At 59.2% G+C, this 15,036-nt stretch carries 10 protein-coding genes; 9 read left to right on the forward strand and 1 reads right to left on the reverse strand.

The genetic code is table 11. The features are described from left to right. The first annotated feature begins 36 nt into the window (after positions 1–36). The 7 genes from CUU80_RS07980 (at position 37) to CUU80_RS08010 (ending at position 11,519) form a co-directional block, all read left to right on the forward strand. Complete coding sequence (locus CUU80_RS07980) at positions 37–1,371, forward strand: App1 family protein phosphatidate phosphatase (RefSeq protein WP_165775895.1); 1,335 nt, start codon at positions 37–39, stop codon at positions 1,369–1,371. A gap of 44 nt (positions 1,372–1,415) precedes the next feature. Continuing rightward, positions 1,416–3,962: a S9 family peptidase gene (locus CUU80_RS07985; protein WP_100496790.1), complete on the forward strand. Its 2,547-nt coding sequence runs from the start codon at positions 1,416–1,418 to the stop codon at positions 3,960–3,962. Positions 3,963–4,133: 171 nt separating this feature from the next. Beyond that, positions 4,134–5,165, forward strand: a complete 1,032-nt coding sequence (locus CUU80_RS07990) for a 3-isopropylmalate dehydrogenase (RefSeq protein WP_100496791.1) — start codon at positions 4,134–4,136, stop codon at positions 5,163–5,165. A 281-nt stretch (positions 5,166–5,446) separates the two neighbouring features. Beyond that, complete coding sequence (locus CUU80_RS07995; RefSeq protein ID WP_100496837.1) at positions 5,447–6,655, forward strand: lipoate--protein ligase family protein; 1,209 nt, start codon at positions 5,447–5,449, stop codon at positions 6,653–6,655. 49 nt (positions 6,656–6,704) lie between these two features. After that, positions 6,705–7,424 carry a Crp/Fnr family transcriptional regulator gene (locus tag CUU80_RS08000; RefSeq protein WP_100496792.1) on the forward strand — a complete coding sequence of 240 codons (720 nt, stop codon included), beginning with the start codon at positions 6,705–6,707 and terminating at the stop codon, positions 7,422–7,424. A 151-nt stretch (positions 7,425–7,575) separates the two neighbouring features. Continuing rightward, the gene (locus tag CUU80_RS08005; protein WP_100496793.1) at positions 7,576–9,888 is read left to right on the forward strand and encodes a transglycosylase domain-containing protein; all 2,313 of its coding nucleotides are present in this window, start codon (positions 7,576–7,578) and stop codon (positions 9,886–9,888) included. A 185-nt stretch (positions 9,889–10,073) separates the two neighbouring features. Further along, positions 10,074–11,519, forward strand: coding sequence for an NADH:flavin oxidoreductase/NADH oxidase (locus tag CUU80_RS08010; RefSeq protein ID WP_207760107.1), 1,446 nt, complete (start codon positions 10,074–10,076; stop codon positions 11,517–11,519). 136 nt (positions 11,520–11,655) lie between these two features. On the opposite strand, the gene CUU80_RS08015 is transcribed toward CUU80_RS08010, so the two are convergent. Next, positions 11,656–12,804 carry a quinone-dependent dihydroorotate dehydrogenase gene (locus tag CUU80_RS08015; RefSeq protein WP_100496794.1) on the reverse strand — a complete coding sequence of 383 codons (1,149 nt, stop codon included), beginning with the start codon at positions 12,802–12,804 and terminating at the stop codon, positions 11,656–11,658. A gap of 155 nt (positions 12,805–12,959) precedes the next feature. Here CUU80_RS08015 and CUU80_RS08020 point away from each other — a divergent pair, with 155 nt between their 5' ends. After that, positions 12,960–13,763 carry a DeoR/GlpR family DNA-binding transcription regulator gene (locus CUU80_RS08020; RefSeq protein ID WP_100496795.1) on the forward strand — a complete coding sequence of 268 codons (804 nt, stop codon included), beginning with the start codon at positions 12,960–12,962 and terminating at the stop codon, positions 13,761–13,763. Positions 13,764–13,769: 6 nt separating this feature from the next. Continuing rightward, positions 13,770–15,020 (forward strand): galactose-1-phosphate uridylyltransferase, encoded by a 1,251-nt coding sequence (gene galT / locus CUU80_RS08025; protein WP_100496796.1) that lies wholly within the window; start codon positions 13,770–13,772, stop codon positions 15,018–15,020. The last annotated feature ends 16 nt before the right edge of the window (positions 15,021–15,036 follow it).

Consider the following 15,036-nt stretch of genomic DNA (forward strand, 5'->3'; position numbering starts at 1 on the left):
ACTGTTTCATAACACGTATAGCTTATATTGGTGACTATGAGAAGCCCACGTGAGGATTTTGAAGCAGCTGGCAAGCACCTGCCCTGGCATGACGCGGCGCATCGTGCGGCGCTTGCCAATGCCGCCGGTGCCGAAGGCGTTGCTGCCGGCAGCGTGGTTGGCAATGACGCCAACGTTGGCAACGATCTTGATGACATGCCCACAGTGCCGATCCCGGCGCGCAAAGCCGTCACCACATTCGATAATCCCTCCAAGCGTGAGCGCATCGAAGTCAAGCCGCCGCTGACCAGATTGACACGTCGCGTGATCACCAACGTGTTCGGAGTCTGGTCGCGTATCTCCACACAAGTGGTACGCCAATGGGGCTGGTACCCGCGCGTGGAACCGTACGTAGGATATGGCACCGGCGACTATTCCCGCCTGATCTGCCGCACGGTGTATGCGCCCGAACATGCGCAGTCCGGCGTGCTCAGTCGTGGCATCCGCGGGATGTTGGCCGTGCCTGCGCCGCGTACACATGTACAGGCCAGCATTGACGGCATGCCGCTGAACACCATGCAGATCGGCACTTCCGAGGTGTACGACAAAGTGGACCGTACGCTGGACCGCAGTGGCGAATACGCCATTTCCGATTCGGCCGGATACCTCGATCTGGTGGCGCAGCATCGCCTGACGCCTGGTATCCATCAGGTGTCGTATGGGGTGAACCGCCGCAAGCCGGTGAGCGCCAATTTGTACACCATTCCGGCCAGCGCCAAGGTGGGCATCATTTCCGATGTGGACGACACTATCATGATCACTCAGGCACCGGTGCTCTGGAAAGCCGCCTACAACCTGCTGTTCCTCAATCCCAAGAAGAAGGCTTCGGTGCCGGGGATGAGTGTGCTGTTCACACGCATCGCCGACCTGTTCCCCGATGCGCCGTTCTTCTATCTATCCACCTCGCCGTGGAATGTGGAAAGCTCGATTCGGCATTTCATCACCGATCATGGCTTCCCTGAAGGGCCTCTGTTGCTGCGTGACCTTGATCCCCGGCCCAAAACATTCGTACCGTCCGGTCCGCAACACAAGCTGGAGTTTGCCGAGCAATTGATGGCCGACTTCCCGGACATGAAATTCATTCTCGTGGGCGACGATGGGCAGAAGGATCCGACGACGTACGCCACCATCGCACGCCGCTACCCGGGGCGTGTGTTGGCGATAGCGATTCGTCAGCTGAGTCCGAAGGAATCCACCGGCATCGCTTCGGTGGCAGGCGTGACCGCCACCCAGCCGATTCCGGTAACCGATGTGCCGGTGTTCACCGGTACTACCGGGTCGAATCTGCTGAAAACCATGTTGCCGTACTTGAAAGCCCATCTGGGGCAGTGAAGGTCATTCGGCGACGTTTCGGGGCGGGCCTATAATCGCCTGTTATGACTGAGCCGAACAACAACGCGGCGGCCGCGATGCCGCCTTATGCCAAGCGCGAGCCGAAACGTCGCGAATTTCACGGAGATGTGTTCTTCGACGACTACGAATGGATGCGCGACAAGGAATCGCCGGAAGTACGCGACTATGTGTCGGCGCAGAACCGTTACTGCGAACAGCGTATGGCGCATCTGGCGGGTTTCCGCAGCACACTGTTTGAAGAACTGAAATCGCACGTGGAAGAGACGGATATGTCTGTACCCACGCGCATCAACGATTATTGGTATTTCACCCGCACCCAGCAAGGCAAGCAGTATGGCGTGCAGTGCCGTATGCCGGTGCGCGGCGAAGACGATTGGGATCCGCCTGAAGTGGATCCCAAAGGCGAGCCTGGTTCCATGCCCGGCGAGCAGGTGGTGTTCGACGCGAACGCGGAGGCGGAAGGCCATGATTTCTTCCGGCTTGGCGGCATCGACTTGAGTCGTGACGGACGTTGGATGCTCTACGGTGTGGACGTCAGCGGTGACGAACGCTACGATTACCGCATTCGCGACCTTGCCGCTCGTAAGGAAGACGGTTCGCCAGTGGAGTTGCCTGAACAGTTCAATGGCATCGGCGGGGCGTGCTTCACCCCGGACGGCCAGTGGGTGTTCTGGGTGGAGATCGATGATTCCTGGCGTCCGTTCGCCATCTGGCGTCACCGGGTGGGCGCTCCGGTCGAATCGGATGTGTGCGTGTACCGAGAGACCGACGAACGATTCTGGGCCGGTGTGGGTATCAGCTTCGACGAGCGCAACATCGTGATCGGCACAGGCTCCAAAACCACCACCGAGGTGCTGATGTTGCCGACGGCCACGCCGGAAGGGGAGTTCGCCGCCTTCATTCCACGTCAGGACGGCATCGAATACGATGTGAGCTTCGCATGTTTTGAAGGCGCGGGAGAAGATGGCTCCGATATTCCGCTCGCCGTGGTGTACCACAACGCCAATAATCCGAACTTCGAAATCGACGTGATCGATATGCGTCGACATGAGCCGCCGTACCGCTTGGGAGAAGGCGTATGCGTGGCGGCGGGTTCGCCGTACGGCTGTGAGCATGGCGAGATTGACAAGCCGATCACCGAGGCGTATTACAACCCCGTCAATCCGGCGATTCTGGAAGGTGCCCACGGTCTGGGCATCGAAGGAATCGCCTTGCATCGTCATTTCGTGACGTTGAGCTACCGGTCCGACGGCCAGCCGCATGTGGCGTATATGCCCAAGGATGCCGCTGCCGCCGACTTCTTGGCCGGCCGTCCGTGGCGGTTCCGTGAGCTGCTGCCGCCGCCTTTGGACAATGATTGGGATATGGTGGCCGCCGAGCGAGACGATGAGACCGGCGACCATGGCGAATGGCTATGGACCGAGGATGCCGGTGTGCCCGAGGCGTCTGCGTCCGGCGCGAGCGGTGCTGCCGCCGTGGACCACACGTCGTCGTCCGACGGCGCGAGTGATGATCATCTGCCCGGCGAAACCCGGCGACTGTACAGCATCGGCACCGGCGGCAATCCTTCATACGATGCCCCACGCATGCGGTATTCGTTCTCCAGCTACACACGTCCCGGCGAGCTGCATGAAATCGACCCCGCCACTGGACAGGATACGTTGCTGAAGCGGGCCACGGTGCTCGGCGGATTCGACCCGCGCGACTATATGGAGCGTCGCGTATGGATTACCGCGCGCGACGGCGAACGCATCCCCGTGTCTCTGGTATGGCATCGTGACTGTCCGGCACAGGATGCGCCGATGTTCATCACCGGCTACGGTGCCTACGAGATCTCTTCCGACCCCGGTTTCTCGGTTTCCAGACTGAGCATGCTTGACCGTGGCGTGCTGTACGCCGTGCCGCATATCCGCGGCGGCGGCGAAATGGGACGCGCTTGGTATGAGCAGGGGCGTCGACTCAACAAAAAGCATTCGTTCGAGGACTTCGTGGACGCCACACGTGCGCTGCAGCGTGCACGTCTGGCAGACCCCCGCCGCACTGTGGCCAATGGTGGATCGGCCGGTGGTCTGCTGATGGGCGCGGTGGCCAATATGGCTCCTGAATGCTATGCGGGCATTGAGGCGGATGTGCCGTTCGTGGACGCCCTAACCTCGATTCTCGACCCGGATTTGCCGTTGACCGTCACCGAATGGGACGAATGGGGAGACCCGCTGCACGATCCAGATGTGTATCGGTACATGAAGTCGTATACGCCGTACGAGAATGCGCCGTCGGGGTCCGATGCCGGTGTCGAGGCGGCTGGCGATGATGCGAACGATGCCGAGGAAGTGACGACTCCGGCAGCCCATTTCCCGAAGATCTTCATCACCACCTCGATGAACGATACGCGCGTGCTGTACGTCGAACCGCTGAAATGGCTGGCGCGTCTGCAGTCCGCCGGCGTGGACGCGGTGGCGAAAATCGAGGTCGAAGCCGGCCATGGCGGCATCTCCGGGCGTTACAAGCAGTGGGAGGAAGTCTCCTATGAGAACGCCTGGTGCATGGCGGTGATGCATATCACGCGCTAGGCGTGGTCGTTTGCTGAAGCGGTTGCGTTGGTTTGCCGCGTTGATTCGGGCGTGATTGGCTGGTCGACGTGGCAGACCGAACGTCATGCGATTTGTCGTGGCATATGTGCATGTCCACGTGCTGAGCGGAATATTCCCGGCACGTGGCGGGCCGACTAGGCTCCTGATGCTATGACAAAGACATATAAAATCGCCGTGATTCCCGGCGACGGCATTGGCAAGGAAGTCACGCCCTGGGCGCAGAAGGCTTTGGAAAAGGCCGCTGAAGGCGTGGCCGATTTCGAGTACGAGCATTTCGATCTGGGTGCCGAGCGTTATCTGCGCGACGGTGCGATTCTGCCCGAAGATGAGGAGGAACGTATCAAGCACAACGATGCGATTCTGCTCGGTGCCGTGGGCGATCCACGCATCAAGGCCGGCATTCTGGAGCGTGGTCTGCTCCTGAAGCTTCGCTTCGATCTTGACCAGTACGTGAACCTGCGCCCCTCCAAGCTGTACAAGGGCGTCACGTCCCCGCTCGCCAACCCGGGCGACATCGACTTCGTGGTGGTGCGCGAAGGCACCGAAGGTCTCTACTGCGGTGCCGGCGGTGCAGTCCGTCGCGGTACTCCGAACGAAGTGGCCACTGAGGTTTCCATCAACACCGCATACGGTGTGGAGCGCGTGGTGCGTTACGCATTCAAGCTGGCCATGAAGCGCAAGAAGCATGTGACCTTGGTACACAAGAAGAATGTGCTGGTCAACGCCGGTGACATGTGGCAGCGCATTGTGGACAAGGTCGCCGAGGAGTACCCGGAAGTCTCCCACGACTACCTGCATATCGACGCGACGACCATCTTCCTGGTCTCCGATCCGTCTCGTTTTGACGTGATCCTGACGGATAACCTCTTCGGTGACATCATCACCGACGAGGCCGGTGCCGTGGTTGGCGGCGTGGGTTACTCCGCTTCCGGCTGCATCAACGCCTCCGACGAATATCCGTCCATGTTCGAGCCAATCCATGGTTCCGCACCGGACATCGCCGGTCAGAACAAGGCCAATCCGACCGCCGCAATCCTCTCCGCCGCCATGTTGCTGGAACACCTCGGTTTTGACGATGCGGCCAAGAAGATTCACCAGGCCGTCGAAGCGGACATCGAGGAGCTCGGCTCCACCGTCCGCTCCACCGATCAGGTTGGTCAGGACATCCTGAACCGTATGTGATCGTTGCGAGAGAACGGATTCGGCAGGGTGGCGTCAACCGTCACCAATAAGACACATGTTCGTTCGCTTCTCTGTTGAAATGCCGTATTCCCAGCTCAGCTCAACTGGGAATACGGCATTTTGCGTCTGTCTCGTCTGTCTGTCCTTTCATACCCCTTTGCGAAAATGACTCATTGAGACGGTCATAGCGGTACATTTTCGCGGGGGAGAGACGAAAGAGGGGGCGTAAGAGGGGAGGAAGAAGCCAGCGACAATGGTGTCGCTGCTATGGTAAGGGAATGATGACAACGAGTCGTGGGGAATACAAGGTGCCGGGCGGCAAACTGGTGGCTGCGGAAGTGGCGTTTGACGGCGAGGGAACGGTCCGATCCTGCAAGCTCAGCGGTGATTTCTTTATGGAAGCGCCGTCCAACGCGCAGGCGGATGCGTTGCTGCGCGGCATCGAGGCGGCTCTGGTCTCCGGCCGGCCGGTGCAATCGGTGATGGACCTGCATCCGAGCGTGAGTTTGGTCGGCGCTGATGCCGCCGCCATCGAAACCGCATACGCTCGGGCGGTGGGCAATGATGATCGCCGGCGGGATCCGGTTGCCGCATCCGGCCATGCCTCGGGAAGTCACGGTGCTCTAGGACGGTGCGATGCTCCAGAGAGACACAGTGTTTCGGCAAGACGCAATACCGTCGACTATGCGTCGCGTTGGGAACAGCTTACGCACAACCTTACGGTCGTTCATGATGTGCCGCGCTCGCCGGCCGAACAGATGGAACTTGACGAAACGTGGGCGCGTGAAGTTGCTTGCGGGCAGCGTGAACCTACGTTGCGCATCTGGGAGTGGGCCGGGCCGGCCGTGGTGATCGGGCGATTCCAATCCGCACCGGACGAAGTCAATCTGGACGTAGCCGAACGTCTCGGCTTTGACGTGGTGCGCCGTTGCACCGGCGGCGGCGCGATGTTCATCGAACCGGGCAATACCATCACTTATTCCCTGTATGCGCCGCTGGAGTTTGTGCAGGGCGTCGGCATCGAGGAATCCTATCGTTTGTGTGATTGGTGGCTGGTCGAGGCGTTGCGCGACCTGTCGCTGGACGTGCGGTTCACCGGACTGAATGACATTGCCTCACAGTACGGCAAAATCGGGGGAGCGGCACAACGTCGATTCCCGGCTCCGCGAGATGATCGGCGTGCCGGGTATGTGGGCACGGGCAGCGCCAGCCATTCCATATCTTCGGGCTCAGGATCTTCGGGCTCAGGCCTCAATTCAGGCTCAGGCCCGGGCTCGGTGCTGCACCATGTGACGATGGCGTACGACATCGATGCCGTAACCATGGCGACGGTGCTCAACACCAGTCGGGAGAAAATGTCCGACAAAGCCGTCAAATCAGCCGTTAAACGAGTCGATCCGTTGCGCAGTCAGACCGGAATGGCCCGTGAGGAAATTATCAATCATCTGATTGGATGGTTTGGGGCGCAGACAAGCCGCGTTACAATATGACGGATGGCTGAGGCTGAGGACGGCCTTTTCAGGGACAAGGATGGTGCTGATGAGCTTGGATACGCCCAATGCGTTTGCCGACGAGGAGAACATCCTGCTGCATACGGCGCTGTTCAAGCAGGTTTCTCCGGCCGAAGCCGAGGAGCTACTACCGCATCTTCATCGTGCTTCATTCGACAAAGGTGAATACATTTTTTCTGAAGGTGCCACCGACCACCGTATGTATTTGCTGGAGCGCGGACGGGTCAAGCTGATCCGCACCTCCGCGGACAACCGTGTGCAGCTGCTATCCATTCACGCCCCGGGCGAGGTACTTGGTGAAATACCGGTGTTCGATCCGAATGGCGGTCCGCGTACCGCGTCCGCCGTGGCCATGAGCAACGGCACCCACGTGGCATGGCTGGAGCGTGATGCCCTGTTCGCTTGGTTGGATGAGCATCCGCGCGTGGCCATCGATATGTTGCAGGTGATGGCCAACCGTCAACGCGCCAACAATGAACGCATTTCCGATCTGGTGTTCATGGACGTGCCGGCTCGTCTGGCCAAAACGCTGCTCAACTTGGGATCACGTTTCGGCGAGCCCGTGGAAGAGGGGCTGAAAGTGCCGCATGATCTGACGCAGGAGGAATTGGCGCAGCTCGTGGGCTCCAGCCGGGAAACCGTAAACAAGGCGTTGATGGACTTCTCGAACCGTGGGTGGATTGCACGCGACGGTCGTTCGATCGTTATCTTCCAGCCTGGTATGCTGATTCGGCGCTCGCGCCGATAACGCCGATGCCATCGGTGGTGCCGATGCCGCCGGAGGCCATCGAAAACCGTCTTTCGGTTACCTTTCAGCGAGTTTTAGGCTGGTGCGGTTCTTGTGATGATTGTCCGCACAGGTCCTTCTGAACCGGTGTTGGTAGGGCACCCCATTTAGAATGGGGCGCATGCCCAAAAAGAAGTCCCTCACAGTCCGTCGTGTGTTTGTTCTCCTTCTGGCCTATATCATGCTCGCCGTCTGCGGCGGCGTGGTTGCCAGCGTGCTGTTCCTGCCTGGCGTCATCAGCGCCAACAAGGCCGCCAAAGCGGTGATCCCGTCTCTGAAAGTGGAGAACGTGGACTTCGATGTGACCAGTCTGCCGCAGAAATCCACCATGTATGCGAACGATGCCTCCACTGTGATCGCTACGTTCTATAACCAGAACCGTATCGTGGTGCCGCTCAAGAAGATTTCGAAAACCATGCAGCAGGCCGTGGTGGCGCGCGAGGACCGCCGCTTCTGGACTCATGCCGGCGTGGATGTGCAGGGCGTGATGCGTGCGTTCGTGCAGACTTATTTGGTCAAGGGAGATACTCAAGGTGGTTCCTCCCTGACCCAGCAGTATGTCAAGAATGTATTGCTGATGCAGGCCATTGAAGATGACGATCCGATCGCCCAGTACCATGCCACCGAAGACACCATCGCCCGTAAGATTCGTGAGATGCTGATCTCCGTGCAGATGGAGAAGAAGTACTCCAAGGCGGAGATTCTGCAGGGATACCTGAACATCGCACAGTTCGGTTCCAACCTATATGGTGTGGAAACCGCGGCACAGCGCTACTTCAGCGTATCCGCCGCCGATCTTAACGTGGTGCAGTCCGCCACCATCGCGGCCATCACCAAGAACCCGACGCATTACGATCCGCTGGTCGAAGAGAATCAGAAAGCAGCCGAAGAGCAGCGCAACATCGTGCTCAAGCTCATGTACGATCAGGAGTTCATCACCAAGGCCCAGTATGACGAAGCCGTGAACACGCCTCTGGTAGATACCTTGAAGGTGCAGGATGTGAACGTCGGTTGCCAGGATGCCGGCGACTACGCCTTCTTCTGTGACTTCGTGGTGCACCGTATCCAGAATTCCGAGGAATTCGGTGCCACCCGCGCCGAGCGTAACAAGCTGCTGCAGGAAGGCGGTCTGAAAATCATCACCACGCTTGATGTGGAGACGAACAAGCAGATGATGGAAACCGCCCGTGCCACGGTTGACCCGGCCGATTCCAGCGGCATGGAAATCGCCATGGCTTCGGTGAAACCTGGTACCGGCGAGGTCTTGGGCTTCGGCTTGAACCGTTACTACGACGCCACCCCTGAGGCAGCTAACGATGCCACCAAGTCCAGTCAGAACTACGCCGTGGATCTGGTGGATGGCGGCGGTTCCGGCTGGACCATCGGTTCATCGTGGAAGCCGATCAACTTGATCGCATGGATGGAGGCGGGGCACTCCATCAACGACAACCTGCAGACCACTACGGTCTATCCCACCACGGACTTCGCCTGCGACAACTACACCGGCGGCGCTGACTCCTGGAGCGTGCAGAACGCTTTGGGTTCCGGCACCGTGAACCCGGAAAGCCCGTTCCTGGGTCTGGTTCGCTCGCATAACACGACACAGGCTACGATGGGTTCGATTCTGAAGCTCTGCAAGATCGCGGATACGGCCACTGAAGTGGGCTACCACGATGCGGCCACCGGAGAAACCATCGAAAAGACCAGCGTATACACGCCGTCCATGCTGATCGGTTCTGTGAACGTCTCGCCGTTGACCATGGCCAGCATCTTCGCGGTCTACGCCTCCAACGGTGTGCAGTGCAACCCGATCGCCATCAATAAGGTGACCGACAAGGACGGCAACGAGCTCAAGGTGCCTTCCGCAAACTGCCATCAGGCGGTGGACAAGGACATCATCCAGACGCTGGCTTACACCATGAACCAAGGTGTGACCAGATCGGATGGTGCCGGTGGCACCTTCCAGCTCAGCAATGGACGCAAGTCGTTCGGTAAAACCGGTACGAGCGGTGATCTGGCGGTGACGGCAGGTTCGTTCATCCCCAATCAGATAGCCACGTTCGCAGTGGTCGGCGACGCTCAGAACCCGTACACCCACCCGATCGCCAACATCGCCATCAACGGCGTGTACAACAGCTACTGGGATGGTTCGACGATCGCTTCGCCTGCGGTGACGAAGTTCCTCAACGCCTATGCTGACGCCAAGCAGTTGCCGATCGACAACAGCTATGGCCAGCCGGTTGCGAAGTACACCACCAGCGGCAAGTATCTGGGTATTGGCGGCCGTACGTTCAGCGTGCCCAATACGTCGACCAATAACAACAGCAATACCAACAACAATAACCAGTCGAATACCACCAATAACAACAGCCAGTCGAACAACAATCAGGCCGACGCGAACACCAACCGCGAGGGCAATAACTGACGGCATGACTGATCGATAGACATTGCTGAAGTTACGTAGTTGACGGGCGTTACCTGGTTTCAGGTGACGCCCGTTTTACAATATGAAGGGCGCATCGAAGCGGCGGGCATGGTATGCCCCATGCCGGACCGATGTGGTTGAATACGGCAAGGCATGTCTATGCACATGTGTTGGAAGGGGAACATATGGCCGACAACGACAATGCAATCACTCGTGACAATGACGAGACGTCCGGCGAGGATTTGACTCACGGGAATTTCGATTTCCGAGGATTTGACGTTCCCGATCTGAAGGCGGTTACGCTGGCCGGCGCCTCAGACAAGGGCAAACGTGATCGCAAAGAGAAGGCCAAGGGTGGGGATAAGGCCAAAACCAAGGATAAAAATAAAGCAAAATCAAGGAAAGCCAGCAAACGCGGCAGCGACGAGAACGCCAGCCACGACGACGTATCCAACGTATCCGGCAATGATTCCAACAACACTCAGGAAAGGCACGGCGAGACCGTAGGGAGCACCATGAACAAAAAAGATACATCCGCGAAAAAGGACCGTCCGGGACTGTTTACTCCGATTACGATGCGTGCAGTGACGGTGCGTAACCGCATCTGGCTGCCGCCGATGTGTACGTATTCGGCATACGCTCGCGACGGACGTCCGACGCCTTTCCACTATCAGCATTATGTGTCCCGCGCGTTTGGCGGCTTCGGCATGGTGATTGCCGAAGCGACGGCCGTAGCGCCGGAGGGACGTATCTCTCCCTGTGATCTGGGGTTGTGGGAGGACGGTCAGATTGATTCGTGGCGTTGGATCGTCGATGGCATTCGCGAAGCGGGTGCGGTGGCGGCCGTACAGCTCAATCATGCCGGTCGCAAGGCCTCCACTGGCTGCTTCGCCGTGGGCTATGAAGGGCAGAGCGTGCCGCAGGAGGCTGGCGGATGGCCGACCGTGGCACCATCCGATATTCCGTTCGGTGCGTTGAACAAGCCTCGTGCATTATCGGTGGATGAGATTCATGGTTTGGTCGGCGCGTTCGCCGCCGCTGCCGGCCGTGCGATGGCCGCCGGATTCCAGGCTGTTGAGATTCATGCGGCTCATGGATACCTGATTTCTCAGTTCCTTGATCCCCTGATCAACGAACGTGGCGATGAGTATGGCGGCGATCTGACCGGCCGCTCCCGCTTCCTCATTGAAGTGGTGGATGCCGTGCGCGGCACGGTCGGGGACTCCGTACCGGTGCTGGTGCGCGTATCCGCTACCGATTGGGCAGCGGGCGGATGGGATCTTGACCAGACGATCGTACTGGCTCGGATGCTCAAGGAGCATGGCGTCGATCTGGTGGACGTGTCCACCGGCGGCATGGTCTCCGGCGTATCCGTGCCGGTGAAGCCGAACTATCAGGTGCCGTTCGCCGAGCAGATCAAGACCAAGGCCGATGTGCCGGTCAGCGCGGTGGGATTGATCACCAAGTCGAAGCAGGCGGCCAAGATCCTGTCCCGTGGTGAGGCGGATGTGGTTGAAATAGGTCGCGCCGCGTTGCGTGACCCGTACTGGCCGTTGCGTGCCGCCAACAAACTCGGGGTGCCTTCGTCCGAAGCGCCGTACGCGCCGCAGTATGTGCGCGGGGCATACTGATCGGTGTGCCGAGTTGATGGTGTCTGATACAGACAGCGTCTGATACAGATTGTGCCGTCCGACGGGAGACGTTCGGGATCTCCGGTCGGACGACACCATCTGTTAAGCGGTGTGGAGCCGCAGGGCTTAATCGCGCTCAGGCATCCACGCCGACGGCATCGGCCACGTGATCAAAGCCGTCGCGCTTGAGCAGCTCTGCCAAGCCGCGCTTCAATACGGTGATCTGCTGCGGTCCGCGGTACATCAGGGAGCTGATGAACATCACCAAGCTAGAGCCGGAGCGAATCTTGGCGTACGCCTGTTCGGGGGTGAAGACGCCTCCGATACCGGCGATGGCGAATCGGTCGCCGTATTCGCGGTAGACCTTGCGGATCAGATCGTTGCTGGCGCGGTAGCAGGGGCCTCCGGACAGTCCGCCTTCCCAGTCGCGCGGAATCTCCAAGCCGGTGCGGTCCTTCTGCAGATTGGCGATGGACAGGCCCTGCACATTGTGCTCGGCCAGCACATCCAGCAGTTCCTTATACTCGGACCATGGCTTGTTCAGTGGCATTTTGACCAGCGTAGGCTGCGGGCGATCGATCTGATCCAACGCGGTGAACAGGCGATCCAACGCTTCCGGTGAGGCGGTGAACGGCTCACCGACATGCGTATTCGGGCAGGAGACGTTCACTTCCACCATCGCCGTGCGTCCTGCGGCGCGGCGCATGGAGATGCAGTAATCCTCGATGCCTTCCTCCAGATCGCCGCATTGCGCGTCATTGGTGCGTGCGATCGATACGGATACCTGCATCTGTCGGGCTTGTGTCCATGCCTGCTCGGCGCGTTCGATCACCTTGTCCGAGCCGATGTTGGCCAGCCCTACGTGCACCATCATCGAATCGTATTCGGGAAGACGGTGGAACCAGGGCTTAGGGTTGCCCGGGCAGGGACGCGATGTGGTGGAGCCTACGGTTTCAAAGCCGAAACCGGCGTTGTCGAGCAGCACCGGCATCTCGCAGTTCTTGTCGAGGCCGGCGGACAGGCCGAACGGATTGGTGAAGTCGATGCCCATCACTTGCGTTTCCAGTACGGGGTCGGTGTAGTTGAGCATCGTGCGCTCCGCCCACAGCAGCAGAGGCATGTGCTTGACCGCACTGCAGAACTGGATCATCTGGTCGTGCGCCTCGTCGGGACGGTGATTGAACACGAAGTTGGGCTTGATGATGTGCTTGTAGCCGAAGGTGAACAGATCGGTGGTCGCCTTGTTGACGGCGTCATGCCAGAAGCTTTGTGAAACGTAAGTCATGACCACTATTGTCTCACGTTTTGCATTCCGTAAATGTGCGATTTTGCGCGGTTTTAGGTCGAAAGATCGTGCGTTGGGAGAAAAAATACGGGGTGTTGTCCTCAAAACGCTCAGGTCGGTTTGGTTCTTGAGCTTTTGTGTGCGATAATGTTCACATGATTTCGTCACAACGTCAGCACCTTATATTGAGCAGGCTGCGCACACGTGGTGCCGTGCGCATCACCGCGCTATCGAAGGAGCTGGGTGTGTCAGCGATGACCATCCGCCGCGATATCGCCGAGCTTGCAGACAAGGGTTTGTTGAAGCGCGTCCATGGTGGCGCCGTGACCACCAGCACCTTGCTCAGTGAGCCGTTGTTTTCTGTAAAATCCCAAATGGATATCGGACTGAAAGACGCCATCGCCCAAGAGGCTGTCAAATACGTGGCACCTGGAGATGTGATCGCCATCGGCGGCGGCACCACGGCGTACGTCTTTGCTCAGCACTTGCTTGAATCGCAGCAGTCCAGCGGCATCACCATTCTCACCAACTCGATCCCTGTGGCCGAACTGGTACAGGCCCTCGAATCGAAAGACGTCGAGGTGATCGTCACCGGTGGTGTGATTACCCGATCGAATTCGCTGGTCGGCCCGATCGCGGACAAGGTCGTGGCCTCATTGCGTGTGAACACCGTGTTCCTCGGCACGCATTCCGTGTCGATTCCCCGTGGCTTCCTGATGCCGAATTCACTGGAGGCCGCAACCGATATGGCGATGATGAGCATCGCCGATCGAACCATAGTTTTGACCGATCACACTAAGTGGAGCTGCACGTCGCTGTCGTTGTTCGCGCGCTTCGATCAGGTGGACACGGTCATTACCGACGACGGTCTCGACCCTGACTCCGCCGCCAAAACCAAGGATTTGGTAAAGGAACTCGTTCTGGCGCATCAGAGCGAGACCATAGAGGAAAGTGAGTGATCACCCATGGCTGATTTTGCCAACTACACCCCGGGGGAGTACGCGAAGGAGCATATTCGCATCACGCCGACAACGCTTGCCGACGGTCGTGACTTCTTCTACTTGGACGATGATCCGGAGTATGTCTCCGGTGCCAAGACCCGCGAGCTCAAGGATCCGCGCCCGCTGCCGTATCGCTTCAGCAATCAGCTGAACGCGGCTGGTGAGGAAGTGCCGTACGCGGCTCCCGAAATGCGTCGCGATCCGCTCACCGGCGACTGGATCCCGATGGCGACCGCCCGCATGAATCGTCCGATCACCGCAGGTCCCGGTGCCACCGCCAAGGGCAACCCGCTGGCCGCTCGCAAGCCGGGAGACCCGTATCAGGACGGCGAAGTGCCGGACACTGATTACAACGTCGTGGTGTTCGAGAACCGTTTCCCCTCGATGGTGCGTGTGCCGGGCCGTTCCGAGGACGTGACCTACGTTGACGGCAACCCGCTGTGGGAGAAGAAGATGGCTGCCGGACGTTGCGAAGTCATCTGCTTCGATCCGGACGAGAACGGTCTGCCGGCCGACCTGCCGGTGTCTCGTCTGCGTACCGTAGTGGAGGCCTGGGCGTTCCGCACTGCAGAAATCTCCAAAATGGACGGCATCGAGCAGATCTTCCCGTTCGAAAACCACGGTCAGGAGATCGGCGTTTCGCTGGCCCACCCGCACGGCCAGGTCTACTGCTACCCGTTCATCGCTCCGAAGATGGAGAAGGAGCTGCAGCACACTGAGGCTTACCATGACAAGACCGGCGGCAACCTCTTGAAGGACATCATGAACGCCGAGCTTGAAGCTAAGGAACGCGTCATGATGCGCAACCATTCATGGGTGGCTTACGTGCCGGCCGCTGCCCGCTGGCCTCTTGAGGTTCATGTGGCTCCGGTGCGCGACGTGCTCACCATCGATGAGCTTAACGACGAAGAGCGTTGGGACCTCGCCTCCATGTACTCGCATCTTCTGAAGCGCGGCAACGCCTTCTTCGACAAGGGTGACGGCAAGGGCATGGACCTGCCGTACATCGCCGCATGGCATCAGGCCCCGATCCACGACAAGCGCCGCGAGAACTACCGCCTGAACCTGCAGTTCTTCTCGTTCCGCCGTGCAGCCAATAAGATCAAGTATCTGGCCGGCTCCGAATCCGGTATGGCCGCCTGGATTTCCGATACCACGCCTGAACTCATTGCCAAGCGCTTCCACGAGCTCGGCGACATCGACATCGCCGACTGATCGATTGCCGTGCGCA

Origin of the sequence: Bifidobacterium scaligerum (genome assembly GCF_002802865.1) — a bacterium.
In the GTDB taxonomy this organism is placed as follows: Bacteria; Actinomycetota; Actinomycetes; order Actinomycetales; family Bifidobacteriaceae; genus Bifidobacterium; species Bifidobacterium scaligerum.